Source organism: Listeria grayi DSM 20601, assembly GCF_000148995.1.
Lineage (GTDB): Bacteria > Bacillota > Bacilli > Lactobacillales > Listeriaceae > Listeria > Listeria grayi.
This window is the reverse complement of sequence record NZ_GL538352.1, coordinates 589,083-614,535: the sequence shown is the minus strand read 5'-3', so window position 1 is coordinate 614,535 and position 25,453 is coordinate 589,083. Positions and strand designations below refer to the sequence as shown.

General features: G+C 42.6%; 19 protein-coding genes and 2 other annotated features. Of the genes, 4 read left to right on the top strand and 15 right to left on the bottom strand.

The window, feature by feature from the left end:
- Positions 1 to 6 precede the first annotated feature (6 nt).
- The 5 genes from HMPREF0556_RS03180 to trpE are packed head-to-tail and all read right to left on the bottom strand — an operon-like array spanning position 7 to position 4,336.
- Positions 7 to 618 (bottom strand): phosphoribosylanthranilate isomerase, encoded by a 612-nt coding sequence (locus HMPREF0556_RS03180; protein ID WP_003755448.1) that lies wholly within the window; start codon positions 616 to 618, stop codon positions 7 to 9.
- The gene (trpC, locus tag HMPREF0556_RS03175) at positions 615 to 1,382 is read right to left on the bottom strand and encodes an indole-3-glycerol phosphate synthase TrpC (RefSeq protein ID WP_003755446.1); all 768 of its coding nucleotides are present in this window, start codon (positions 1,380 to 1,382) and stop codon (positions 615 to 617) included. Before trpC ends, HMPREF0556_RS03180 begins: the two co-directional genes overlap by 4 nt.
- On the bottom strand, positions 1,379 to 2,398 hold the full coding sequence (trpD, locus tag HMPREF0556_RS03170; RefSeq protein ID WP_003755445.1) for an anthranilate phosphoribosyltransferase: 1,020 nt from the start codon (positions 2,396 to 2,398) through the stop codon (positions 1,379 to 1,381). Before trpD ends, trpC begins: the two co-directional genes overlap by 4 nt.
- Positions 2,370 to 2,978: an anthranilate synthase component II gene (locus tag HMPREF0556_RS03165; RefSeq protein ID WP_003755444.1), complete on the bottom strand. Its 609-nt coding sequence runs from the start codon at positions 2,976 to 2,978 to the stop codon at positions 2,370 to 2,372. The genes trpD and HMPREF0556_RS03165 overlap by 29 nt, the downstream gene beginning before the upstream one ends.
- Positions 2,975 to 4,336 (bottom strand): anthranilate synthase component I, encoded by a 1,362-nt coding sequence (gene trpE / locus HMPREF0556_RS03160; protein WP_003755443.1) that lies wholly within the window; start codon positions 4,334 to 4,336, stop codon positions 2,975 to 2,977. The genes HMPREF0556_RS03165 and trpE overlap by 4 nt, the downstream gene beginning before the upstream one ends.
- 59 nt (positions 4,337 to 4,395) lie before the next feature.
- Positions 4,396 to 4,625: a binding site (T-box leader), on the bottom strand.
- 38 nt (positions 4,626 to 4,663) lie between these two features.
- Positions 4,664 to 4,907, bottom strand: a binding site (T-box leader).
- Between the two features lie 267 nt (positions 4,908 to 5,174).
- Between trpE and adhE the strand changes: the two genes are divergently transcribed.
- The 3 genes from adhE to HMPREF0556_RS03145 all read left to right on the top strand — a co-directional run bounded on the left by adhE (position 5,175) and on the right by HMPREF0556_RS03145 (position 9,905).
- A complete protein-coding gene (gene adhE / locus HMPREF0556_RS03155; RefSeq protein WP_040486429.1) occupies positions 5,175 to 7,775 on the top strand; it encodes a bifunctional acetaldehyde-CoA/alcohol dehydrogenase in 2,601 nt (866 codons plus the stop codon).
- Between the two features lie 148 nt (positions 7,776 to 7,923).
- Positions 7,924 to 8,844, top strand: a complete 921-nt coding sequence (locus HMPREF0556_RS03150) for an ABC transporter ATP-binding protein (protein WP_040486428.1) — start codon at positions 7,924 to 7,926, stop codon at positions 8,842 to 8,844.
- On the top strand, positions 8,841 to 9,905 hold the full coding sequence (locus HMPREF0556_RS03145) for an ABC transporter permease subunit (RefSeq protein WP_003755434.1): 1,065 nt from the start codon (positions 8,841 to 8,843) through the stop codon (positions 9,903 to 9,905). Before HMPREF0556_RS03150 ends, HMPREF0556_RS03145 begins: the two co-directional genes overlap by 4 nt.
- Positions 9,906 to 9,935: 30 nt before the next feature.
- Here HMPREF0556_RS03145 and HMPREF0556_RS03140 read toward each other — a convergent pair whose 3' ends face one another.
- From HMPREF0556_RS03140 to HMPREF0556_RS03110, 7 genes are all read right to left on the bottom strand, one after another.
- The gene (locus tag HMPREF0556_RS03140; RefSeq protein WP_003755430.1) at positions 9,936 to 10,511 is read right to left on the bottom strand and encodes a DNA-3-methyladenine glycosylase I; all 576 of its coding nucleotides are present in this window, start codon (positions 10,509 to 10,511) and stop codon (positions 9,936 to 9,938) included.
- A 17-nt stretch (positions 10,512 to 10,528) separates the two neighbouring features.
- Complete coding sequence (locus HMPREF0556_RS03135) at positions 10,529 to 10,750, bottom strand: hypothetical protein (protein WP_139028044.1); 222 nt, start codon at positions 10,748 to 10,750, stop codon at positions 10,529 to 10,531.
- Positions 10,751 to 10,871: 121 nt separating this feature from the next.
- Positions 10,872 to 13,580, bottom strand: a complete 2,709-nt coding sequence (gene acnA, locus HMPREF0556_RS03130) for an aconitate hydratase AcnA (protein WP_003755426.1) — start codon at positions 13,578 to 13,580, stop codon at positions 10,872 to 10,874.
- 158 nt (positions 13,581 to 13,738) lie between these two features.
- Complete coding sequence (locus tag HMPREF0556_RS03125; RefSeq protein ID WP_036106561.1) at positions 13,739 to 14,158, bottom strand: general stress protein; 420 nt, start codon at positions 14,156 to 14,158, stop codon at positions 13,739 to 13,741.
- A 5-nt stretch (positions 14,159 to 14,163) separates the two neighbouring features.
- Positions 14,164 to 17,361 (bottom strand): DEAD/DEAH box helicase, encoded by a 3,198-nt coding sequence (locus tag HMPREF0556_RS03120; RefSeq protein WP_139028042.1) that lies wholly within the window; start codon positions 17,359 to 17,361, stop codon positions 14,164 to 14,166.
- A gap of 156 nt (positions 17,362 to 17,517) precedes the next feature.
- On the bottom strand, positions 17,518 to 20,583 hold the full coding sequence (locus HMPREF0556_RS03115) for an AAA family ATPase (protein ID WP_003755421.1): 3,066 nt from the start codon (positions 20,581 to 20,583) through the stop codon (positions 17,518 to 17,520).
- Positions 20,580 to 21,707, bottom strand: coding sequence for an exonuclease SbcCD subunit D (locus HMPREF0556_RS03110; protein ID WP_040486426.1), 1,128 nt, complete (start codon positions 21,705 to 21,707; stop codon positions 20,580 to 20,582). Before HMPREF0556_RS03110 ends, HMPREF0556_RS03115 begins: the two co-directional genes overlap by 4 nt.
- A 106-nt stretch (positions 21,708 to 21,813) precedes the next feature.
- Between HMPREF0556_RS03110 and HMPREF0556_RS03105 the strand changes: the two genes are divergently transcribed.
- A complete protein-coding gene (locus HMPREF0556_RS03105; RefSeq protein WP_036106557.1) occupies positions 21,814 to 22,425 on the top strand; it encodes a lysophospholipid acyltransferase family protein in 612 nt (203 codons plus the stop codon).
- 15 nt (positions 22,426 to 22,440) lie between these two features.
- Here HMPREF0556_RS03105 and HMPREF0556_RS03100 read toward each other — a convergent pair whose 3' ends face one another.
- From HMPREF0556_RS03100 to HMPREF0556_RS03090, 3 genes are all read right to left on the bottom strand, one after another.
- The gene (locus HMPREF0556_RS03100; RefSeq protein WP_003755416.1) at positions 22,441 to 22,944 is read right to left on the bottom strand and encodes a hypothetical protein; all 504 of its coding nucleotides are present in this window, start codon (positions 22,942 to 22,944) and stop codon (positions 22,441 to 22,443) included.
- 156 nt (positions 22,945 to 23,100) lie between these two features.
- The gene (locus tag HMPREF0556_RS03095; RefSeq protein ID WP_040486425.1) at positions 23,101 to 23,583 is read right to left on the bottom strand and encodes a CcdC family protein; all 483 of its coding nucleotides are present in this window, start codon (positions 23,581 to 23,583) and stop codon (positions 23,101 to 23,103) included.
- A 72-nt stretch (positions 23,584 to 23,655) separates the two neighbouring features.
- Positions 23,656 to 25,452, bottom strand: coding sequence for an ABC transporter ATP-binding protein (locus tag HMPREF0556_RS03090; protein ID WP_003755412.1), 1,797 nt, complete (start codon positions 25,450 to 25,452; stop codon positions 23,656 to 23,658).
- Position 25,453 lies beyond the last annotated feature (1 nt).

Here is a 25,453-nt window from a genome sequence, read left to right as displayed (position 1 = left end):
GGTGCTTCACACTCCTTTAGCATTTTGTAAAAAGGTTTTGATTTTCTGCGGATCTTTCTCACCCGCCGTTTCTACGCCAGAAGAAACATCCACTCCATAAGGTTGGAAAATTTCCTCGGCTTTCTTTACATTCTCAGGAGTCAATCCGCCTGCAATGATGATTTTTTTATTTGCCAGCTTGATATGCTGCCATTTTTCCCAATCAAATGTTTTTCCGCTCCCACCAGCAAATTGTTCTCCTGGCGTGTCTAATAAAATATAAGTAGCCTTTGTTGTTGGCAACCACTCTTCGAATCGAGCTAGATCGCCATCTGCTTTATACGCTTTAATGACCGGTCGTTCGATTTGTGCGATCAAAGATTCAGATTCTTCGCCGTGGAGTTGAACAAGATCGAGCGGCACTTGCGTAATGGCTGTCTTTACTTCTTCTAAAGTCGGGTTCACGAATACACCGACTTTTTTGATTGACGCGGGGATTTGTTTCGTCAGCTCTTGTGCTTGTTTAATGGAAACTTGCCGTTTGCTCGGAGCAAAAACAAAGCCGATCATATCACCGCCATTCTCAATGACTGTTTGGACGTCCGCTGCTTTTTTAAGTCCGCAAATTTTCACTTTCATCGCAGTACCCGCAGACGTTCTGCTGCTTTCTCCGGCTGATCATCCCGCATCAATGCTTCGCCGACTAAGACAGCGCGGTAATCTTGTTTTACTCGTTCGACATCTTCCGGTGTTTTAAAGCCGGACTCGCTGATATAGCAGACTTTTTCACCGCTTGCAGCCCTTTTCGTCGCTAATGTTTCACTTACCGCGATATCTACTTCAAAACTGTGGAGATTGCGATTATTGACACCGATAATCGTAGCGCCTAATTTAGTTGCTGTTTCCAACTCCTGTTCGTTATGCACTTCCACCAGTACTTCCAATCCGATCGACCGGGCAAAGCGGTATAGTTCTTCCAGCCGTTTTGCCTCTAGCGCAGCCACAATCAGCAAAATGATCGTGGCACCAGCATTATTTGCCCGGCTGATCTGCTTTTCATGAATGATAAAATCTTTACATAACACAGGAATACTTACTCGGCTTGCAACTTGCCGCAGATCTTCAATGGATCCTTTGAAATAACTTGGATCAGTGAGGACGGAAATTGCTGCCACACCCGCACGTTCATAAGCAAGGGCTTGTTCGATCGGATCCACATCTAATTTGATTGCTCCTTTGGAAGGTGAGGCACGTTTGACCTCTCCAATCAGTTGCATGCGTTCCGGATGTGCTTGTAAATAATCATAAAAAGAATAGGTCTCTCTAATAGGCCGAAGCGTTTCTTGCTCCATTGCCGCCACTTCTTCGCGTTTTGCGGTCAGTATTTTTTCTAAAAATGTCATCCTGCCATTACCTCTTTCTGCATGTGCAATAGTTCCTTCAATTTTGCTTCTGCTTTTCCGGAGAGGATCAATTCCCTCGCTAACTCGACACCTGCTTGCACCGTTGTCACTTTCCCATTTGCCAGTAAACCTAAACCGGCATTTAGTAAAACAGTATCTAATGGCGCGCCAGGTTTCCCAGCTAGCACATCGCGTAATATTGCGGCGTTCTCGATTGGTCCGTTCCCGCGGATCGTTTCCAGCGGATAACGATTTAGCCCTACATCCTCTGGCGTGATCGTATGCAAAGTCACTTTACCGTTTTCCAGCAATGCATAGTGGTTTTCACCAGACAGACTTGCTTCATCTAAATAGTCTGCCCCATTTACTACAATGGCACGTTCTCTTCCTAGCTCACCTAATACAACTGCTGTCTGTTCCAATAAATCTCTGCGGTAAATGCCCATCAGCTGAGTTTTTAATTTGATCGGATTAGTAAGCGGCCCGATCAAATTAAAGATCGTCGGCGTCGCAAGTGCTTTTCTCACACCCATCACATATTTCATATTGGGGTGAACATGCGGTGCGAATAAAAAGGCGATGCCGGTTTTATCTAATAGATCCATTACAGCAGTTGGTTCTAAGTCAATATCAATACCGAGCTCCTGACAGACATCGGCGCTCCCAGAACGGCTGGAAATACTGCGATTGCCATGCTTTGCCACTTTTATCCCTGCTGCGGCAAGTACGAAAGCAGAGGTCGTGCTGATATTGAAACTGTTTGATTTGTCGCCGCCAGTTCCGCAGTTATCCATCGCATCCGCGTTTGTATAAGGAATCGAAAGTGACATGCTTTGCATCGCTTCGGCAATCCCGACCATTTCCGCAGTTGTTTCACCTTTGATTTTAAGAGCCATTAAAAAGGCTGCGATTTGGGCATCTGCGATTTCACCTTTAAAAATTGCTTCTGATAATTGTTTCATTTCTTGCCGAGTTAAATTTTCTTGATCATAAACTTTCTGTAATAAATTTTCCATTATTTTTCACCTCATCCTTTACTAACGTAACAAAATTACGAATTATTGTTTTCCCATAAGGACTTCCGATCGATTCAGGGTGGAACTGCAAGCCATATACGGCTTTACCTTGGAGCTTCATCGCCATCATTTCGCCATCATCCAGCGCGGTTCCCATCGATATTAGCGTTTTTGGCAAACTGGCTTTTTCCACGATCAGCGAATGGTAGCGCATGACCGGAAACTCTTCGGGGATGTCAGCAAACAATGGATCCGCGATTCGTTGCATCATCGAAACTTTACCGTGACGGATCTGGGAGGCTCGTGCTACCTTTCCACCATTTACTTCACCAAGCGCTTGGTGTCCTAGGCAAATGCCCAGGATCGGCTTCGTATGCTGATAGCTCTGAATGACTTTTTCAAGCAAATTTGCTTCGCTCGGATGTCCCGGTCCCGGTGAGAGTACGATACCATCGGCATGTCGGATTGCTTCCAGTAGCTTTGGATCATCGTTTCTGATCACGGAAACTTTGGTATACTCAGACAGATATTGTTCTAAATTAAATGTAAAAGAATCATAATTATCTACTAAAACGATCATTCTCCCACCTCCAAAAGTGCCTTCGCTTTTTGCAATGTCTCCAGATATTCCGATTCTGGATCTGAGTCATAAACGATCCCCGCACCAGCCTGGACGTATGCTTTTTGCTTATGAAGTACCATTGTCCGGATCGCTAGCGCAAAATCAGCATCACCGTGCTTTGTCAGATAACCGATTGCTCCTGCATAAGGACCACGCTTGCGATTTTCCCATTCATAGATTCGCTGCATTGCCCGAATTTTTGGTGCGCCGCTAACGGTTCCGGCCGGCAATGTCGATCGCAAGGCGTCAAGTGCTGTCAAACCTTCCTTCAATTCGCCTTCCACTACGGATACTAAGTGCATGAGAAAGCGATAACGCTCGATTGTTAGATAGACCGGCACTTTAACAGTGCCGATTCTGGCCACTTTACCAATATCATTTCTACCGAGATCTACCAACATGCGATGTTCTGCCAGTTCTTTTTCATCGCTCAGCAGACTTTCCTCCAACTCGCGATCTTCTGCTTTGGTCTGACCGCGTTTTCGAGTTCCGGCAATCGGATTTGTCGTGATCTTGCGGCCTTGTTTACTTATCAAGCTCTCCGGCGAAGACCCAATCAGCTTTGTTTCGCCGAAATCTAAATAGAATAAGTAAGGCGAGGGATTAAGCAGCCGCAGTTTTCGGTAATAATCAAAAGCATCACCTGTAAATGTTGCTTCTAAACGCTGCGACAAAACCACTTGAAAGAAATCTCCCGCTTCAATATGCTGTTTCGCATGTTCTACCATCTGTTGATAGGTCTCTTTGGTAACGTTGCTGGTATAAGTCATTTTTTTGATTGCTGTAATCGTATTTTCGTCCGCCAGCGGTGTCGTTAGCTGTTTTTCACGAAAGGCCATTGCCTCGCGAAGTACTTCTTCAGGACGGCCGCTGTAGCAGTTATCTTCGACGATAAACAATTGTTCTTCTTGATGATCAAAAATAACAAATGATTCATAGAGGAAAAAGTGACAATCCGGGATCTGGAGATCATCTTCTGGAATCGTACCGATGCTTTCATATAAAGCAACGGTATCATAACCAACATAACCAATGGCTCCCGCTTCAAAGGGAAGCTCGCTTTCTTTTTCCTCTTTTAGCGTCAATCGATCGATTTCTCGAAGTGGATCTTGCGTGCGCTGTTCTTTGCCATCAAAGAAAAAACGGTCTTGATAAACTTGGATATCATGCACAGGATCACTTGCTAGCAAAGAGTATCTTCCAGAATCAGCATCTTTCGCAGCTCCTTCAAGCAAACATTTATTTTCACCCTGGATTCGCTTGAACACCACGATCGCAGTCAATGTATCAGCTGGTAGCTTCTTATATAATCGCATTTTCTTTTCTCCTTTCGTCTTTCCAAATAAAAAAGCCCTCTAAAGCCGTATTTACAGCTTTAGAGGGCGAATTATCGCGGTACCACCTCATGTTGATCAGCAGAAACACTGATCATCTCTATTTCCAGATATCTGGAATCACTCGTTAACGGGAGCGCCGAAAATCCCTACTCTTCGTTCAGGATCTTACTCATAGGCCCATTCGCAAAACCGCTTTGCTTACTCACACCACCCGTAAGCTCTCTGGATCAGCATCTGTTTTGTTACTCTTCCTACTCATCGTTTTAGACTATAAAAAAGGAGCTTCCTCCATGTTTAAATAAATTAAACAAGGACGAAAGCTCCGCGTTGCCACCTTAATTAATTGGTAAAATACCAATTCACTTTATCCATCCAATCATTGAATGGTGTCTTGGATAACGACAAGACATACACGCTGCCACCTACTCGCAAACTGCTTTCAGTACAGGACTCAGAAGCCCATTCACCTAGCTTTTACTACTGATTCTCACCAACCATCAGCTCTCTGAAAATAGCCACTAGACTACTTACTCTTCTTCTACGTCACTTATATTGTCCCTATCATACAAAAATTCTGCTCCTCTGTCAAGAACACCGATTATTTTCTGCTAAAATAGGTCTTTTTTCTTATTTTCTATTTTTGTGAAACTTTTCACGTGAAATAGTGGACAAACTTTTTTGGATGTTTTATACTAAGCTTGTAAACAAAAGAAATGACATCATGCATGCAGGCAAAGCCTATTTTTTTAAACCTATCGGGACGTTTATTGTAACACAGGGACATTGAATGACCCGAAAAAATAAGGAGGACTTTATCATGGCAGTAAAAGAAACCGACCAAAAAGAAGTTTTAGCAGTACAGCAAACAATCGACCAACTAGCAGAAAATGGACAACAGGCGTTGAAAGCATTTGATACTTACACACAAGAACAAATCGACAACATCGTGCACGCAATGGCATTAGCAGGACTTGATCAACATATGCCACTTGCAAAAATGGCAGTTGAAGAAACAGGACGTGGTCTTTACGAAGACAAATGTATCAAAAACATCTTCGCTACTGAGTACATCTGGAATAGCATCAAAACAAACAAAACAGTCGGCATCATCCATGAAGATAAACAAAACGGCGTGATCGAGATCGCAGAACCGGTTGGCGTTATCGCTGGTGTAACACCGGTAACTAACCCGACATCTACTACTCTTTTCAAAGCGATCATCGCTATCAAAACACGTAACCCGATCATTTTCGCTTTCCATCCAAGCGCTCAAAAATGTTCCGCTGAAGCTGCAAGAGTAGTTTATGAAGCAGCTGTAAAAGCAGGCGCTCCGGAACACTGTGTGCAATGGATCGAGACACCATCGATCGAAGCTACCAAACAACTTATGAATCACGAAAAAGTTGCATTAGTGCTTGCAACAGGCGGACCAGGAATGGTCAAATCCGCTTATTCTACTGGTAAGCCAGCTCTAGGCGTTGGTTCTGGTAACGTACCTGCTTACATCGATAAAACGGCAAAAATCAAACGTGCAGTCAACGACCTGATCCTTTCTAAAACATTCGACCAAGGCATGATCTGTGCTTCTGAGCAAGCCGTTATCGTGGATAAGGAAGTTGTTAAAGAAGTAAAAGAAGAATTTACTCGCAACAACTGCTATTTCGTTAAAGGTGCGGAATTCAAAAAATTAGAAAGCTATGTGATCAATCCTGAAAAAGGAACTTTAAATCCGGATGTTGTTGGTAAATCTCCTGCTTGGATCGCAGCACAAGCTGGCTTCAGCGTTCCTGAAGATACCAAGATCCTTATTGCTGAAATCAAAGGTGCAGGCAGTGATTATCCGCTATCTCATGAAAAACTAAGTCCAGTACTTGCATTTATGGAAGCAAAAGACCAAAAAGCAGCATTCGATCTAGCAGAAGCGATGCTTGAATTCGGTGGTCTAGGACACTCGGCAGTTATCCACTCCACAGATGAAGCCGCTCAAAAAGCATTTGGCCTTCGCATGAAAGCTTGCCGGATCATTGTGAATGCACCTTCTGCACAAGGCGGAATCGGCGATATCTATAACGGCTTCATTCCTTCTCTAACGCTTGGCTGTGGATCTTACGGCAAAAACTCTGTTTCTCAAAATGTTAGTGCTACGAATCTTCTAAACGTCAAACGAATTGCTGATCGGAGAAATAATATGCAATGGTTCAAATTACCACCTAAAATTTTCTTTGAAAAATACTCCACACAATACTTGCAAAAAATGGAAGGTGTCGAACGTGTTTTTATCGTAACTGACCCGGGAATGGTACAATTCAAATATGTCGATGTTGTCATCGAACATCTGAAAAAACGTAGCAATCAAGTAGACTATCAAGTGTTCGCTGATGTTGAACCAGATCCATCCGATGTGACTGTTTATAAAGGTGCGGAATTGATGCGCGACTTCAAACCCGACACGATCATTGCCCTTGGTGGCGGTTCTGCAATGGATGCAGCGAAAGGTATGTGGTTATTCTACGAACACCCAGAAGCTTCCTTCTTCGGATTAAAACAAAAATTCTTGGATATCCGCAAACGTACTTTCAAATATCCTAAATTAGGTGACAAAGCAAAATTCGTTGCTATCCCTACTACCAGCGGAACAGGTTCCGAAGTAACACCATTTGCTGTTATCACAGATAAAGAAAATAATATCAAATATCCACTAGCTGATTACTCATTAACACCTGACGTAGCTATTGTAGATGCACAATATGTCACAACTGTTCCTGCACATATCACTGCAGATACCGGAATGGATGTACTGACACATGCGATCGAATCTTATGTCTCTGTAATGGCAAGCGATTATACGAAAGGACTTTCGATCCGTGCCGTACAGTTAGTCTTTGAAAACTTACGCAACTCAGTATTGAAAGCCGATCCAGATGCTCGCGAAAGCATGCATAACGCCTCTGCCCTTGCCGGAATGGCATTTGCCAATGCTTTCCTTGGCATTAATCACAGCTTGGCGCATAAGATCGGGCCAGAATTCCATATTCCGCATGGCCGTGCCAATGCGATCTTACTGCCCCATGTTATTCGCTACAATGCAACTAAACCGAAAAAACATGCGTTGTTCCCTAAATACGAATCATACAAAGCAGACGAAGATTATGCACAAATCGCTCGCATCCTTGGTTTGCCTGCCGCAACGACAGAACAAGGGGTAAGATCATTAGTTGACGCGATCATCAAACTTGGAAAAGATGTTGGCATCGATATGAGTCTAAAAGGACAAAATGTCGATAAAAAAGACTTCGATGCAGTGGTAGACACTTTGGCAGACCGTGCTTTCATGGATCAATGTACAACTGCCAATCCAAAACAACCACTTGTAAGTGAACTAAAAGCAATCTATCAAGAAGCATATAAAGGCGTTTGATCTAAGTGCCACTTGTAAAAAGGCTGGGGACAATAATCGTCTCCAGCCTTTTTACGTCTTAGGACTTATACTTTTCTTATACTATTGACAGATGATTTTCCCAATATTAATTGTTATACTGAAAACATACTACATAAGGAGGGCTACTATGGAACAACCTATTTTACAAGTCAAGCAAATATCCAAAAAAATCGGTAAGAAAAAGATTATCCAAGATATTTCCTTCGACGTACATAAAGGCGAGGTATTTGGTCTTCTCGGACCAAACGGTGCCGGAAAAACTACTATCATCCGCTCGATTGTCGGACTGATCTCAATGTCTGAAGGAGAGGTATGGATCGCTGGAAAAAATATCAAAAAAGATTTTAAATCCGCGATTTCTAATGTCGGCGCGATCATTGAAAACCCTGAATTTTACAAGTTCATGAGCGGCTGGGATAATCTGAAACAATTTGCAAGGATGAGCCGAAAAAAAATCTCCGATGACGAATTAAAGCGCATCGTGGAAACGGTCAAGCTTACTCCTGCTATTAGAAAAAAAGTAAAGACCTATTCCCTTGGGATGCGTCAACGTCTAGGTGTAGCACAGGCGCTTATCCACTCCCCTGGCCTCTTGATTTTGGACGAACCGACCAATGGACTTGATCCACAAGGGATGGCTGAATTTCGCGATTTGATTACGCAGTTAGCAGCAAACGGTACTTCTGTTCTTATCTCTAGCCATTTACTCAGCGAGATCCAACAGATCACCCAACGTTTTGCGATCATCAATCAAGGTATTGTAACACATATTGAAGATATTGCTTCATTGACGGATGAAAATCACATCAGCTATCTGCTGGAAGTGACTAATCCCGCGATCACTGCTTCGCTGCTTGAAGATAGCGGCATTAAGATCATCAATCAGCAAAACAATCAGTTTGAGATCGAGTTGACTCACGAACAAAGCGTTCACTTGGTCCGCAACCTCATCCACGCTAATGTCGATGTTTTGGAATTCGTGAAAATAAAGGCTTCACTAGAGAAACGATTCTTAGAATTAACAAGCACTGGGGGTACTCAACAATGATGGCTTTAGTAAATAACGAATGGCGCAAACTAATGGCGCGTAAATCTTCATGGATTTTGCAATTAATTTTAATTGTTTTTATTATTGGTTCTGCTATCCTGCTCCTTTCCCTTTCCAATATGTTAGGAAATTCAGCAGAAGACGGTGTTACAACTTCAGAAAACGGCGTGATCGTTTATCAATCTAGTGACGGCAGCACGATTTCCGAAGAACAGTACCAATCGCTCTCTGATAGTAAATCAAGTGCCTATAAAGAAAAAATATTGTCTCCTAAAGACTCTGTTACCGAACTAAAAAAACAAAAAACGGCTGTTTCTAGTAAAGAAGAGCGCGAAACACTTCAAAAAGAGATCGATTATTATCAAGGATATGCGGATGCAGGCAAAACGCCTGATGTTCCTAGCGGTTACGGAAGTGCTTCTTTCTTCTCTAACTTAGGTGGAATGAGTTTTATAGCCTTAGTTTTAGTCGTGATCATGAGCAGCATGATGGTAGCAATGGAATTCTCAGGTGGAACGATCAAACTGTTATTGACACGTCCTTATTCCCGTAGTCAGATCCTGTTATCTAAATTGATCGTGACTTTATTATATGGACTTGTAACGCTCATTATCTTGATCGTCGTCAGCTACCTCTGTTCCTTTATGCTGCCACATCAATCAGCGTTCCTGCCAATGGCAACTTACACAGGCTCATTAAGTGCTTTTGATATCGCACTTCGCTCGATTGCGATCTCCTTTGTACTGATGATCGTATACGCAAGCTTGTCCTTCTTCTTCTCATCTGTAATTCGCTCGCAAGCGCTAGCGATCGGTGTTGGCTTAGGTGTGATGTTTGCCAGCAATATCTTAGGAGGGATCTTACAAATCGCGATCGGCAAATACGAATGGATCAAGTGGGTATTTTTCAACCTGCTGAACATTAATTATTATGCTATTGGAGATAAGATTCCCGGCAATCTTGATTTTTGGCAGGCATTAGTCGGCTTAGCGATCTATACCGTTATTATTCTCGGATTAAGCTTCTATATCTTCAAAAAACGAGATGTTGCTTTAACGTAACAAAAAAAGAGTCCATATATGGACTCTTTTTTATTTGCTGCGATTATCGGTATGATAAGGACAGGTCGTCACATGATCGTCAATGATGCCGATCGCCTGCAAGTAGGAATAAATGATGACCGGACCAACGAAGGTAAAGCCGCGTTTTCGTAGATCTTTACTGATTTTCTCTGATAACTCATCTTTTGCCGGGAGCTCCTTATCGCTTTTCCGATGATTGACGATTGGCTTATTGTCAGTAAACTGCCAGAAATAATTTGCTAAGCTGCCAAACTCTGCTTGTACACGAAGCGCACTTTTAGCATTTTTTCGTACACCATTTACTTTCAGTTTATTACGGATAATCCCTGGATTTTGCAGGATCTCGGTAATTTCTTCATCAGTCATGGCAGCACAGCGATCAATATCAAATCCGAAAAAAGCTTCTTGATAGGCGTGTCTCCGATGTAAGATTATTTTCCAGGAGAGACCAGCCTGCGCACCTTCTAAATTAAGCAACTCAAATAAATAGTTGTCATCGTAACTTGGGAATCCCCATTCGGTATTGTGGTAAGCTTCCATTACTTCATCGTTTTGTGCCCATGTACAAATCGTTCCTTCTGTCATTTTCTCACTCCACTCTATTAGTCAAAAACATATAAGACACTGATCACAACTGCGAAAAACAAACCTGCTAGTGCCCAGATAAAGCGCCCTTTCCATTCCATAACGGCTATGCCGATACAGGCTGCCAAAAAAAGTAGACGCGCCCAAATCGGTATGGATGCGAGAACAGGAACGCCTCTCCAAATCAATGCCCAACCACTAAGTATGCCGGCAAGTATCGTTATACCTAAAAGAAGCACTCTGGTCCTCAAAGCGAGGCACATCCTCTCAATATGTATTTCTTACTCTCATTATAGAACGTTTGTTCCTGCTATGCAAGCAAAAACCCAAGCCGATTAATAGCTTGGGTCATACTTTTATTTAGGCTTCGCTCAACTTGCCGCGCAATACCATAGGTAAGATACCGCCGTGTCGATAGTAATCGATCTCCACCTCGGAATCAAAGCGGACAACTGCTTGAAATTGTATTTTTTCACCAGTTGGTTTTACTGCTGTTACTGCAACAAGATCGTGTGGCAGAACAGATTCATCGATTGCGACATGAATCGTTTCGTCTCCAGTCAATCCAAGTGAATCGGCATCTTCCCCCGCTTGATATTGAAGTGGTAAGACACCCATCATTACGAGATTGGAACGATGGATACGTTCATAGCTTTTCGCGATAACTGTCTTGATACCTAGTAGATTAGTACCTTTCGCGGCCCAATCACGGGAAGAACCCATGCCATAATCATCGCCAGCCAAAATGACAAGCCCGGTGTTTGTTTGCTGATATAATCTGGATGCATCATAGATTGACATCACTTCTTCTGTCGGCCAATAAGTCGTATACCCGCCTTCTGTTCCAGGAGCAATCTGATTTTTGATCCGAATGTTGGCAAAGGTTCCGCGCATCATTACCTCATGATGCCCTCGGCGTGAACCGTACGAGTTGAAATCGCGGATCTTCACGTCGCGTGACTGTAAATATTGACCAGCGGGAGTATCTTTTCCGATTGCTCCGGCTGGAGAAATATGGTCCGTCGTGACAGAGTCAGCAAATTTTCCAATTACACGCAAATCATTCAATGCTTCTACCTTACCTGCTTCTTTCGCTAGGTTTTCAAAGAATGGCGGATTAGCGATATAGGTAGAAGCATCATCCCATTGATAAAGCGGTTCGTCTGTAGTTTCGATCGCATTCCACGTTTCATTTTCTGTAAAGACATGTTCATACTGTTCACGGAAAAGTTCTGGTGTGACCGTTGCTTCTACTAATGCTTTTACTTCATCTGTTGCCGGCCAAATATCTTTCAGATAAACTGCTTCGCCATTTTGATCGTAGCCGATCGCCTCACCTTGCAAGTCGATATTTGTTGTCCCAGCAAGTGCATAGGCAACGACAAGCGGTGGTGAAGCGAGGAAGTTCGCTTTTACTAAAGCATGGATTCTTCCTTCAAAATTACGGTTCCCACTTAATACAGCAGAAACCAGCAAATCGTTATCTTGAATAGTGGTTTCGATTTCTTCTTTTAAAGGACCGGAATTACCGATACACGTTGTACAACCGTAACCAACCAAGTCAAAGCCTAGTTTCTCCAAGAATGGCAGTAAACCGGCCTTCTCCAAATAGCCAGTTACGACTTTAGAGCCCGGCGCTAATGATGTTTTAACGAATTTAGGAACTTCTAAGCCTCTTTCTACAGCTTTTTTAGCCACTAAACCGGCACTGAGCATAACATAAGGATTGGATGTATTGGTACAGCTTGTGATTGCAGCAATCGCGATCGATCCGGTTTTCATTACTGCTTCATCGCCGTTATGAAATTTCACGACCGCTTCTTTGTCTAAATCAGTCTTTTCCAGACCGAAGCCTTGGTTACCACTTGGAGCTACGATCGATTGTTGGAAAGTCTCTTTCATTTTTGAAAGCGGGATTAGATCTTGTGGACGTTTTGGTCCAGCTAAGTTAGGTTCAATATCAGATAGAACGATTTCGAGCGTATCCGTATAGGACGGCTCTGGTTTATCTGGAGTGAAAAATAGATCATTTGCTGTTAGATATTTTTCAACTAAATCGATCTGTTCTTCAGAACGGCCAGTTAAACGCAGGTAAGTAAGCGCCTCTTTATCCACAGGGAAAAAGCCGCAGGTCGCACCATATTCTGGAGCCATGTTGGCTACTGTTGCCCGGTCCGCAAGTGGTAGTTCGGAAACACCTGGTCCGTAAAATTCCACAAATTTGCCCACTACTTTTTTCTCACGCAGTGCTTGGGTGACTTTCAAAGCAAAATCAGTTGCTGTCGCGCCGTTAGGCAATGCGCCTGTTAATTTGACACCAATGACTTCTGGGATAGGGAAATAAGACGGCTGTCCAAGCATTCCTGCTTCGGCTTCGATTCCGCCGACTCCCCAACCAAGTACGCCAAGGCCATTGATCATGGTCGTATGGCTATCTGTTCCTACTAATGTATCTGGAAAAGCTGTAACTTCCCCGTCTTTTTCCAACACATTTACGACGTTCGCCAGATATTCCAGATTGACTTGATGCACGATGCCAGTTGCTGGTGGGACTGCGCGATAATTGTCAAATGCTTTTTGCGCCCAATTTAAAAATTGATAGCGTTCCATATTGCGCTCAAATTCCAGATTCATATTGATTTGTAGTGCTTCCGGCGTCGCGTAACTGTCTACTTGGACGGAGTGATCGACCACGAGATCAACAGGAATCTCAGGGTTGATTTTTTCTGGATCGCCGCCAATATCTGCCATCGCTTTTCGCAGTGACGCCAGATCCACGACTGCCGGAACTCCGGTAAAGTCCTGCAAGATCACGCGCGCTGGTTTGAATGGAACTTCCCCCTTGTTTTCTTTTTTTGGCTGCCATAGCGCTAGCTTTTCGACATGACCATCTTGGATCACTTTTCCGTCTGACTGTCTAATGACCGATTCCAGTAATACCCGAATCGAATAGGGTAGTTTGTCGATCTTCGTATTCAGTTCGTCTTCTACACTTTTTAGTTGATAATAATGATACGTTTTATTATGCAATTCAAAGGATGACTTCGCTTTTTCTTTCCATTTAGGCATTTTCGCTTCCTCCTTATTCTCGAAACGGTTGCGAGTACATCTTTTATTTTACTTAAATATCTTTGATAAGTAAACTAATTGTTTTTAGAAATAATCAATAAGTTTTACTTATACAAAAAAATCTACCTCAAAAGGTAGATTTTCAGCTAATCCATTGCTCATCGCGCTAATATAAGTAAATTACCGGCGTCAAGATTACGGATAAAAGAATCGATTTGTTCTTCGGTTAGATCAAAATCTTCTAACAGATTTCTGACAGTCTTATCATCTGTCTTGGAAAACCATTTGGCGAATGGACCAGCTGCATATAGAGCGCCGTAATCAGGATTATAAACTTGCGGGATAACCAAACCTCCGCTTAAAGATTGTAAGATTCCTGAAATAACGCCAAACGCATTTTCATTTACTGGATGTTCCAAGGAAATATTTTCCGCTTCAATAAACGCATTGATTTCTTCATTGGAAGATTTGACAAGCAACGAGATATCTTCTTTGTCGTAGCCTTCTGCAATCAAATTCTCAATGGTGGTTTTTGCGGTTTGAATATCTAATACGGTGTAAACTTGCCATGGTTTCATACGGATCATTCCTTCCTATTTTCTAATAATAAGGCCTTTAATTCATCGACGGAAAGTGTATTCAGGAGTTTTTCGCCTGGTTGGATGATGTCGTCGATCAATGCTTGTTTTTTCTTCTGTAAGTCGAAGATCCTCTCTTCTATTGTACCCTTTGCGACCATTCTTATAACCTGTACGACATTTTTTTGTCCAATACGGTGAGCACGGCTAGCTGCTTGTTCTTCCACTGCCGGATTCCACCATAAGTCATATAAAATCACGGTATCCGCACCCGTCAAGTTAAGTCCTGTTCCACCAGCCTTCAAGGAAATCAAGAAAATATCTTTTCCTCCCTCATTGAACGCATTGACTAAATTCACTCGTTCTTTAGAAGGTGTTTGGCCGTCCATATAAAAATATTCCATGCCAATTTTTTTCAGCTCAGACTGGATAATACCAAGCATACTTGTAAATTGGGAGAAAATCAGCATCCGCTTACCATTTTCTCTTGCTGTTTGGATCGTATCCAGCAGTTGGAGTAATTTCCCGGAACCGCCTTGATAGCCGTCGACAAATAAAGTTGGATCGCAACATATCTGGCGAAGGCGCGTCAATCCGGCTAGCAATTTCATCCGGTTCGTTTCATCATCCTGGGCAAGTTCTGTTTGGATTCGCTCTAAGTATGCCAGATAAACGACTTTTTGTTCTTCGGTCAATTCAGAGTATAAATTCGTTTCGATCTTATCGGGTAGCTCTTTAAGCACATCTTGTTTGATTCGTCTTAACAAGAATGGACGGATCATACGGGCGATCTGATCGTTTTCCAACAGTTTGAATTTTCGTAGTGAGGGGAAAAATCCCGGCATTAGGGTTTGAAAAATCGTCCACAACTCATCTAGATTATTCTCCAGTGGCGTCCCGCTGAGTGCAAAAGTTTGATAGCGATGAAGCGCCCGAACAGCTTGTGATGTCTTTGTATGATAATTTTTCACTGCTTGCGATTCATCTAGGATAACAGACGAAAAAGTATGCTCTTGGAAAGAGGTGATATCCTGCCGCAGCGAAGGATAAGAAATCAAATAAACCGCATTTGATTCTAGATTCGCGATGATCGTTTCCCGATTTTGCTTGTTGCCGTCAATGATCTGCACCTTTAAAGCTGGAGCGAACTTCTCAAATTCATTTTGCCAGTTGTATAAAAGCGATGCTGGGGTAACGATAAGGATCGGGTCAAGCGCCTCCGCTCCCTCGATCTCCGATGCTAAGAAAGTGATCGTCTGTAGGGTTTTTCCAAGTCCCATGTCATCAGCTAAAATCCCGCCCAATTGATATTTTGCCAATGATTTCATCCATTCAAAACCAACGATTTGATAATCTCGCAGTTCTGCTTGGATATTAGTTGGCAATGTGAAAATCTCCTCTTGAAATGCCGTGATGTCTTCAATCAAATGTCTGAAACTGCGTGTGAACTTTCGATTTTCATTGGGAGTACTGGCAATCGTGTCATAGATCTGTAGTCCGCGATAAAGCGGGACGTGAACTTCCGTAGTCAAATCTTTTTTACGAATATCGATCAATGTCAAGATTCGTTCCATCTGTTTGAAGCGCTCTTCTTCTAGCGAAATAAAATGACCGTTTTCCAAGCGATAATATTTTTTGTGTTCGCGGATCGCATTTAAGATATCCGGGACTTCTACTGGATCGATCCCTTTGAAATCAAAAGCGATCGATAAATAATTGAGTTCTGTCGAAACATCGAGTGTCGTTGTCGGCAGTACATCTTTTTCTACCAGTGTTTCTAATTCTTCGTCCAAATAAACATCCGCAAGCGCTGATAAAGCCGGGACTGTACGTGCATAGAACTGGTAATAAGATGCTTCTTTATCATCCACGACTAGCTGATTAGAAGAGATATGCAGCGGCGCATTCTCGATGATCTGCATAAAATGCGTCTCTTTTTCCACATCGCGAATGATGATCGCGGCTTGATTTTCCAACTGTTCCTCGATTTGGAAGGGATGAAAACTTTGCTCGCCATAGTGATAAGCAATGTCAACAGTGTGCTGTCTCTCCACTTTCTGAACATGCACTTCGATTTCCAGCGGTCTTTTCACCAAACGATCCTGAATCGCTGTGTCGATCTCTAGTTCGCCGCTCTTTTGCAAACTCGGAAGCACGTAAGAGATCACTTCGCTAAGCTGCTGTTCGCTGAATTGTACGATTTCATTCTTCGTAATATGTTGAAAAGAAATAAACGGTTGCAGCGCCTGCCAATCCTCAGTAGATAGCGCGTAGAAAGTTCCATCCAAAAAAAGCAGACGGTAGCTTTCTAAAAAGATCGACTGCTGAACATCTTCCATTTCCAAAATGTAGTGAGCTTCGCTATCTTTATTTAATTTAAAGGTAAAATCTGGTTTTGTCGTTTCAAGTACGATACGGTTATATTTGAATAAGGCTTCTTTATCACGCATCACTGTCAAAGAAGCATCTTGCCCGTCCAACAGTTGCAACAACTCGGTCGCGAATGTCGGCGGGATGATCAACTGTTTTTCTTCCTCATAACTCTTACTCCAATAGATCGTATCGGTATCATACATTTCAGCTACTTTACTGATTTGGAATAAATGCTGGAGAATCTGCTGGTCTTTTTCGGAAAAGTAATATTCGTTAGGATCATAAGTGAAATTTTTATTAAAGCTGACTAATTGCTGTTTATCAACGGCTGTAACAAAATTACTGATATTTTTCACCACATAATCACGCTCTGTCCCAACTTTGATCTCAAGTGACAGACTGGTACCATCCTCTTCGATTTTCAGCCGGAGAAAATAACCGACATGGAGCTTTTTCTTTTGTGATGCCCCGCTGTCATAATGTGCGGATAGATTTTCTTGAAATAAAGATAAAAGTGTCGCGGCTTCTTGCTGTAAAATACGGTTTTTAAAATTGATTTTATTTTTCTGCTGATTTTCTTCTTCTATCTGCAGAGAAACGGCATAAACATGTTCGCAATACTGCTTTTCGGCAAATGTCTGGCAGCTGCAGTGATAATTCCCGTTATTATCGTCTTTGACCGTTTCGTGATCTGTAAACATCGTTTTATAGATGGAAGAATCTTCAGGCACGCGAAATGCAGTCATCGCATTTTCTTTGAACAGCGCCCGTCCCTTTTGCTTGATACTATATGGGATCATTTGTTTTTCAAGTGAAATATACACTGAAATTCCTCCTCTATTTCTCTCTTACTCTAATATATCATTATACAACAACTCGCAGGCAGTTGCTATGATAAGGCAAAAAAACGCTCCGTATCACGGAAAATGCTTTTTTAGGCAGTAAAAACCGCAATTAGCATCATCCATTTTACGAAGCATTTCTTATCAAAGCATATGAATAAATTCCGTCGTGCTACCGTGATTAGTGGCAGTGACTTCTAACCGAACTGGAATACGTTCTTTCAGTTCCGGCACATGGGAAATAATTCCGACTAGGCGCCCGCTCTCTTGTGTTTCTAGTAGGCACTCTACAGCCATTTCGAGTGATTCGGGGTCTAATGTGCCAAATCCTTCATCAATAAACATCGTTTCCAAGGAGATTCCCCCAGCCATCTCTTGAACGACTTCTGCCAGGGAAAGTGCCAGCGCAAGAGAGGTTTTAAAGCTTTCACCTCCCGAAAGCGTTCGCACATGGCGCATATAGCCTGTATATGCGTCATAAACTTCTAATTCGAGTCCACTTTGTGCGTTCCCCTTAGAACGGTCCAGTTTGCGGCTGAGCTGAAATCTGCCACCTGTCATTTTTGCAAGACGCAGATTAGCTCGTTCGATGATCGTGTCGAGGAAAGCTCCTAGCACATAACGTTCAAAAGTGAGTTTGCGTTCATTTTTCCCTCGTGCCGTATCTGCTAAGAATCCGAGTTCAGCATATTTCTGCTCTTGTTTAGCAACATGGTGCATTTCTTTTTCAAAACGTTGGAAGTTCTCTCGCTTGAAAGTCAGGCGATCACGAAGTTTCACGGTCTGCTCTTCCAAACGTTCCCTTTGCTGTTGTTTCTCTTGCCAGACTTCTTCTAAGTGATCTAGATCCGGATAAGTTGTATTTGCGAGCTTAGTCGATAGATCCTGATACCTTGATTTGGCGATTTCAAAGTCATTTTGGAAAGCTTGGATCTGCTTTTCGAGTTTGTCCATTTCCTCATCGGTAAGTGACGCTTGCTTATAAGCGTCATACGAAGCAAATTCTTGTTCTTTTAGCAATTGCTTGAAACTTGCACGTTCTTCGTCCAATTCTTGCTGCGTGCGTGCCATATCCTGCTTCACGTTGCCTTTCGCAGCATCTTTACGGCTAACTTCTTCTATTATGCTGTGAAGTTCTTCTTGCAGTTGTTTTGCTTGTTTATCATGGCTGACGATCTGTTCTTGTAGCTGCTGCTTTTCTTGTTGAAACTTTTGTAGATTTTGGTATTCTGCTGGTATTTCCTGTTCCAAGAAAGTTCGTTCGGCGGCTATTTGTTCGCTTTGCTGTTTGAGCGTTTCATAGCTTTGCTGCTGTTTCGTAATGGTCTGTTCTAGTTCTTGCTGGGCAGCGATCGCTTTCTCTATTTCCAAGTGAAGTGTTTGCTTGGTCTGTAGCATCCTCTCAGCTTCGGCGGCTTGAGAAGCAAGCTTTTGCAAGGCTTCAGTAAGGCTGGCGATGTTGGCGTTTATTTCTTCTGCATTTGGCAGCTCTTCCCGTGTCAATTGGCTCATTTGCCAGGTTATTTGTTGATTTTCCGCCTTTAATTGTTCTTTTTTACTCTGCAAATGCTGTAAATCTTCTTGTGTTTGTGCCAGTAATTCCAGATCCACTTCGTTGCTGAAAACGGCTAGCTCTGGATGCGTAGTGGAACCACATACTGGGCAGGCTTCTCCTTCGTGCAGATGACCGGCTAAGACGGCGGCTTGCTGATTTTTTTGCTGGGATTCTAGCGCTTCCACCTGTTCTTCCAGCGGTGCTAATTGCTGTTCATAGGCAGCTAGTTGCCCCAGAGTTGAGGCTTGCTTTTCTCTGTAAATGGTTAATTCCGCAAGTTGCTGTTTTTTTTGACGCCAAATTTCTAATTCACGTTCCTGTTGTGCACTTTCATTTGCCCGCTTTAATTGGTTTATTTCCACATCCACAAGCTGTTCTTTTTGCCGATCAAATCCCGCTTTTTGCTGCTCCAGGTCTTTGATTTGCTGCGCATTCTGTTCTAAAGCTGCTGCTAACTTTGCCAACTGCTCGTCTTCTGCCTTGGTTTTTAAAGCTTCCCATTTTATGATTTTTGGTTCTAGATTTTCCAAATAATAGAACGTTTTGCGTCTTTCTTCGATCCAACCTGCTTTAGCTTCGATAGCGTCGCTTTCTTTCCGGATCGTCTGCAAACGTGTGGTCGCTTCGGCTAGTTCGCGTTCGATCTCAGCTAGTTCACGTTCCCGTTTTGTAAGCCTTGCTTTGAGCTGTATGCAGTTTGCATCTTGAGATTGGAGGCGCAGTGCTTGTTTGGCACGCTGTAGGGTGTGGATTTGAGACTCGACTGCTTCTTGTTTAGCCTCGAATTGCGCTAATTCTGCTTGATATCGTTCTAAGTATTGAAAATCCGTTTGGATATTTTTTGCGAGTGTCCATTTTTCTGCAGCTTCATCTGCTTCTTTCCGCACTTTTTTCAACTGCAGTTCGCTCTCGATCTGTTCTTCTTCTTTTTGGCTGATCTCTGTTTGAAATTGCTGGCTGATTTCCTCAGTCGTCATCCCGCTGAGCATGGCCTTTTCATCTAATCCATTTTCTGCAAGCAATATTACCGCTTGACGTTTTTGCTGGATCTCATCTGCCAATTTTTTCTCTTTTTCCCATAACTTATCTTCCATTTGCTTATAAATATAGGTGTGTGCTAGCCGCTGTAAGATTGCTTCTTTTTCTTTGCTGTCTGATGTCAGCAGTTCGCGAAATTCGCCTTGCGGGATCATCAAGATCTGGCGGAACTGATCGACTGTCAGCTGCATGAGTTCACTGATCTTGCTATCGACATCACGAATCGCACTGGCGAGCAGTTTTTCTTCGCCATCCATGATTTCATATAAGACCGCTTTTTGGTTGACGGTACGTGTACCCTCACCGCGTTTTTTTGTGATCTCCTGTTGGGGTGTTCGTTCGATTCGGAAGATCCGTGTTCCTAATTTAAAAAGAAGACTCACCTCTGTCAGTTCGTCCGCACTCGCATAATGGCTTCGCATGGAGATTCCATCACGATCGCTGGTATTGTTTTTACCAAAGATCGCAAAACTGATCGCATCGAAAATGGTCGATTTACCTGCTCCCGTTTTTCCGGAAATGATAAAAATCTGTTCGTGCTGTAGTTCCGTAAAATCAATTGTTTCTTTACCCGCATATGCGCCAAAAGCCTGCATCGTTAATTTTAAAGGTTTCAATTTTCATCCGCTCCTCTGACTTCGGCAATAACTTCCTCTAAGACCTCGTTTTGATCAGCCGATAATGTTTCTCCCGTTGTATAATGGAAGAACTGCTGGAATAAATCACGTTCGTCCTTTTGGATCACTTCTTTAAAAGCTTCTTTTTTCGCCTTTTCAAGTCTTGGCTTCACACGTTCCAAGTGCAAGATATTCGGATAAAAGGCGCGTAATTTTCCAATTGGATCGATCAACGCACCAGCGTCTAGCAAACGAATTTGTAAATAATCTTCCGGGGAACCATCTATATGAGTCGTGAGTGCTTCCAATGTCCCTGTCAATATCCGCATATCGTGGACAGGCGTTAATTCGCGTTCGTTCACAGAGATCAGCCCTTCTGCATCCCATTCGACGATCCGGACGCTTTTATGATCTTCGGCCTCGGAGAAGGAATATTTGAGCGGCGAACCGCTGTAATGGATGGTCGGATGTTTGATTGCATGTGGGTGGTGCAAGTGACCAAGCGCGGTATACGTAAACGCTTCAAAGAATTGGGTCGCGACACGGTCGACATTCCCAATTGCCAGTTGACGTTCGGAATCACTTGGAACTCCGCCGGCAACAAAAGCATGCCCAATCAATACCTGTGCTTTCGTCGGGTCCCAGTTTCTCTTGATTTCCGCAACGACACGCTGCATGGCATCTTCATGACTGCGAATAGCATCATCTTGAAAAATCTCTCTTGCTTGAGCCGGTTCATGATAAGGAACAAGCCAAAATTGCGTATCATCTAGCTCGATCGGCTGCATCTTATTTGTCAATTTCCCCTTTAAAAACAGCTTGTTATTTTCATACCATGTCGAGCCGAAAGCAAGCCGCTCTTGACTGTCATGATTGCCACTGATCGCTAAAATCGGAAAGCGATGTTCTACATTCCAAGTCTGCAGCACTTCATCTAATAACTCTACCGCGTCTGTAGGCGGGATCGAACGATCATAAAGGTCACCTGCAACGATGATAGCATCTACTTTTTCTTCGAGCGCGATGGTCGTGATTTGTTTCAATACCTCTCGTTGCTCCGCAAGCATCGACACGCCGGCAACGATTTTACCTAAATGCAGATCGGCTGTATGTAAAACTTTCATGTTCATCCTCTTTTCTATTCCAAACTAGAAGTTTTTAATGCAAATTCCGTGTTTTTTCAGTATACTTAATAGTAACAAAGATTAGTCAATTTTGGGAGTGAAGATTTTGTTTTATAAATTTGCCAAAGGCGTTGTTGCCGTCATTTTATTTCTTATCGGCGGCCATTTTCGTATACAAAACAAAGAGAAAATCATTGAAGGTCCTTTTGTTGTCGTCTCTCCGCATTCGACTTGGATCGAGATCCTCTATCTGGGCCGTGCGCTCACACCGCAGCAGATTTATTTTATGGCGAAGCAAGAACTCTTTAAGAACAAAGTGTTCAGCTGGGTCCTCCTCCATTTAGGAGCTTTTCCAGTCAACCGCGAAAAGCCGGGACCAAGTGCTATCAAAGCGCCAATCAAGCTGCTTCGCTCAGGGAAAGTGGTAGGTATCTTTCCAAGCGGCACACGCAATACCAGTAATATCCAGTTAAAAAGAGGTGCTGTGACGATTGCCTACAAAGCAGGCGTTCCAATGCTACCCGCAGTATATGAGGGTCCAAAAACAGTGAAAGAACTGCTAAAACGCAAAAAAATCACCATTCGTTTTGGTGATGCGATCGATTTTGAATCCACAGAACAAGAACAAAAAGAAATATTAGAAGAAAAGTCACAAGCATTGATGGAAACATTTACGAAATTACGAGCAGAAATAAAAGAAACGGATATCAAAAAATGATATCCGTTTTTCTTATTAATGTACGTCTGTTAAAATATCGGATTTGCTAAGACCAGCTTTTTCAAGAACGCTACCGATCTTAGAAGAAGCTTCAGCTAATTTCTTATCTGCTGCAGCAGTATCGCGCTTAGGCGTTTGCAATGCTTTTGCTTCATCGGCATAGCCTTCCGCTAATTGATCTACCCCTGCTTGCAGGTCTTTTTGATATTTACCAAGCTTCGCGGGAACTTTTTCTTTTTTCAGTTCATCGCTTGCTTGTTGTGCAGATTCGCTAGCTGGTTTAGCTGCTTTTTTAAGATCTGCTTCCGAAGGTTTTGGATCTAGCCCAGTCATATTTTGATAAGCGCTTAGATCATGTACTTTGTCGCTGACTTTATCAGAAAGGTTCATGTAGTAGTCTAACACGGTTGTCTTAGAAACACTTTTCGATTTGTCCTTGTTTGAATCATTGCCGGAACCACACGCTACTAAAGCTACTGCTAATAGTAGAGTAAAGGCTGCTACGAGCCATTTTTTCATTGCTAAATTCCTCCTTGGTTTGCGGTGTCTTGGGAGTCTGCCTATTTTACTGGCCGCGTCAGTAGGGAACTCTCGCCATTACACGTGCTGATTTTTCATATGTTACTCGCGATGTAACTTATTATATTATAAACATTTTACTAAATGATTACAACATTATTTCGTCAGTTCTCCAGTTGTTAAAAGTCGGCGCTCTGCTGCTTTAAATTGGTAATACATGGCAATTCGCCATGGAACAATCATCGCAAATGCCATGATCCAAAACATCCCTGGTAATTCACTGACATCTACACTGCCACTGATCCAGTATTTGATAAAGATTCGGATCAAAAGTAGTGCCATCAAAATAATGGGAAATGCTTTGGTTCTCTTGATATAGATAAAATTATCTTTCGCTGTAAACTTTGTCGTTGCGATCAAAATAACTGAGAAAATCAATCCTAGAACCACCGCTTCGATAATATCAAGCGTCGTCACCCAAAAATACGGGATCACAAACATCAATGCGCCAGTTGACATCATAATTGGCGGAATCAGGATACCTTTTACATTTGCCGGGCGTTTCGATGCTTTCATCCGAATAAAGATGATTCCTGTCCCGAAAATAAATGTTATGATGATTGATACAAGTAATGACACAATCATTCCTCCCTATGCAATTCAATTCCGCCATTTATTATATACGTTTTTCAAGAAAAACACAAAATTGAGCTATTCGATATCCATTCCGCTTTTTTGCAGCTGATACATCGAATAATACACACCTTTTTCGCCAATGAGACTCTCATGTGTCCCGCTTTCGATGATGCTTCCTTTTGCAAGCACAAGAATCAGGTCTGCGTCTTTGATCGTCGATAATCGATGCGCGATCGCGATCGTTGTACGCCCTTTCCGCATTTTTTGAAGTCCTGTCTGAATCAGTGTTTCTGTTTCTGTATCGATGTTGGCAGTCGCTTCATCTAACACCAAGATCTGCGGATTGGTCACCACCGTCCTAGCAAAGGAGATCAGTTGTCTTTGTCCACTTGAAAACGAAGCGCCCCGTTCAATCACTTTATGATCATATTTCCCATCTAACGTTTGGATAAATTTATCCGCCTGAACAAATTCTGCTGCTGATTCGACTTCTTCATCAGAGATATTTTTATTGTAAAGCCGGATGTTGTCCTTAACATTTCCGTAAAACATAAAACTGTCCTGCAAGACTAATCCCATTTTCTTGCGCAGTTCTGCGATCGGATAGGAGCGAATCGACTTGCCATCAATCAAAATCTCGCCACGCTCAAACTCATAAAAGCGCATCATTAGATTGATGATCGAACTTTTCCCACTACCAGTATGCCCGACTAAGGCAACAGTCTGCCCAGGTTCCGCGGTAAAACTGATATGCTTGAGGACATCATTTCGTCCGTCATAGGCGAAAGAAACATCTTGGAACTCGATTTTAGCGGCACTGATACGGTTTTCTGAAGTTTCCAGCTGTTTCGGCGCCGCTTCTTTTTCATCCATGACCCGAAAAACCCGTGCTGCCGAGGTAATTGCTTCTTGATAGATCGCCAGCCGCTCCATAACTGCATAGATTGCTTCTAAAAAGCGGTCAAAGTAAGATATGAAGGCATAGATCATCCCGATCGCTACAGTGCCTGTAAGCGCGTTAACACCGAAGAAGCTTAATATCACTACGACTGCGAAAGCATAGAGCAGATCGATCGCAGGCCCAAGTAAGAGCGCATTGAACTTGATGTTTTTTAAACTTACGTTATAGTAATCCGCATTTATCTCCTCAAACTCACTTGTCAGCCGTTTTTCTTGATTAAACTGCTGAATGATCGACATCCCGGAGATCGACTCGCTGATATTGGCATTTAGCTGACTCAGCTTCTCCCGACGTGCTCGGTAAAATTTGGAACTGTACTTCCGATAAACAAAGATGATCAACAAAATCAATGGGAAGACGATCAGACTATAAAGTGCTAATGTCACGTCCAGCGCAAACATTGCCGCATAGATACCGATCAGCATGAAGAAGCTTTGGATCGCAGTAGATAGAACATCGATAAACATATCTTTGACCGCTTCCGTATCATTCGTCACCCGCGAAACAATACTTCCGGCCGGCGTTTTATCGAAATAACGCATTCCCAGCGACTGTAATTTCGAAAAAATATCGACCCGCATCTGTTTGATGATCTTAAAAGCAATTTTTTGAAAAAGGAATAATTGAAAATATCGAATGATCGATTGTCCCAAGATAATACCGAAATAGCCAAAACTAAAAATCAAAATAATTTTTGTCGAAATATCCAATTTTGTTAAATGATCATCCAAAAACGTCTTGATCACAAGCGGCGCAAAAACATCTGCCACTGTCGCTAATAAAACCAGTACCATGATAACGATCAATAGTGGAATATGATATTTCGTGTAGCTAAGCATTCGTTTGATGACATATCGATGCTCTTTTCCTGACATCGTCGTCAGTTCCAGCTCTTCTACCGTTTTCTCCATT